This is a genomic window from Pseudoduganella sp. RAF53_2, from assembly GCF_052113985.1.
GTDB lineage: Bacteria > Pseudomonadota > Gammaproteobacteria > Burkholderiales > Burkholderiaceae_D > Rugamonas.
Genome location: NZ_JBFRDW010000999.1, coordinates 1 through 1,383, shown reverse-complemented (window position 1 = coordinate 1,383; position 1,383 = coordinate 1). Strand labels below are relative to the sequence as shown.

2 protein-coding genes are annotated in these 1,383 nt (G+C 61.5%); both read right to left on the bottom strand.

Translation table 11 applies throughout. From position 1 onward, the window contains the following. A partial coding sequence (locus AB4Z11_RS31790) for an FHIPEP family type III secretion protein (RefSeq protein WP_442030178.1) occupies positions 1-191 on the bottom strand: 191 nt, incomplete at its 3' end. 2 nt (positions 192-193) lie between these two features. Then, complete coding sequence (gene flhB / locus AB4Z11_RS31785) at positions 194-1,351, bottom strand: flagellar biosynthesis protein FlhB (protein WP_442030176.1); 1,158 nt, start codon at positions 1,349-1,351, stop codon at positions 194-196. Positions 1,352-1,383 lie beyond the last annotated feature (32 nt).

Sequence of the window (1,383 nt, the reverse complement as noted above, 5' to 3'; positions counted from 1 at the left end):
GTATAAAGACTGGTCAGCAGCACGATGATGGACAGCGCGATGTTAAAGCTGAAGAACAGGTCGAGGACGAAGGCCGGCAGCGGCAAAATCATCATCGCCAGCAGCATGATGATCAGGATAGGCGCGGCCAGGCTCTTGGCATTGCCACCGGCCATTCCACTCATCCATGCGGGAAGCTTCACGCTGTTCATGCTTATACTCCGTTGTTATCTGGTTTCTTTGGTGCTGCCGGGTCCATGTCTTCCGGCACATCGAGCTTGGTCGGACGGTCCGGATAGCGCAGGCCCGGACGGAACGCGCGCAACTGGTACACATAGGCCAGCACTTCCGCCACCGCGGCGTACAGGCGCTGCGGAATCTCGTCGCCGATCTCGGTATGCTTGTGCAGCGCACGCGCCAGCGGTGGTGCTTCCAGGATCGCAACGCGGTGCTCTTTCGCCAGCTCGCGGATCTTGGCCGCGACTTCATCCGTACCTTTTGCGACGACGCGCGGCGCCCCCGCTTCGCCCGCGCCGTATTTCAGCGCGACCGCGTAGTGGGTCGGGTTGGTCACCACCACGTCGGCGGTCGGCACTTCGGCCATCATGYGGCGCTTGGCCATCTCGCGCTGCAACTGGCGGATTTTGCCCTTGATCTGAGGGTTACCGTCCGATTCCTTGGATTCCTGGATCAGCTCCTGGCGCGTCATCTTCAGCTTGTTCGCGTAGTGCCACATCTGGTACGGCGCATCGATGGCAGCAATGAAACCCAGCGCGCCGACGATGAACAGGAAGCTCATCGCCAACATGTCCATCACGTGGGCGCTGCTGGAATTCAGCGGCTCGTTGGCCAGGCCCAGCACCGCTTCCTTCTGGCGCATGATGACGAACCAGGCCACGGCGCCAACCACCAGGGCCTTGATAATGGCTTTGACCAGCTCCACCAGAGAGTTGGTCGAGAACATATTGCCGATGCCCGTGATCGGGTTCAGCTTCATGAAATTGGGGGTGATGGCTTTGCCGCTGAACAACCAGCCGCCCACCAGCAGCGGCGATGCCAGAGCCACGACCATCACGGCCACGCCCAGCGGCAGGCAGGCGATCAGCACCTGCACCAGGTCGACCGCCACACGGTGGATCAGCACGTCGGCATCGAAAGCCTGGTCGCGCGTCATCTGCAGGCCGGACACCATGGTGTGGCTCAGCTCACGCACCAGACTGGAACCCGTCATCCACAGACCAGCGCCCGCCGCCATCAGCACGGTAAACGTCGCGACTTCGCGTGATCGGGGAACGTCGCCTTCTTCTCGCGCCTGCTCGAGGCGCCTCGGTGACGCGGGTTCTGTCTTTTCGGCTTCGCTTTCTTCAGCCATGTACCGCTCCTGTTATCGACCATGCCATTATC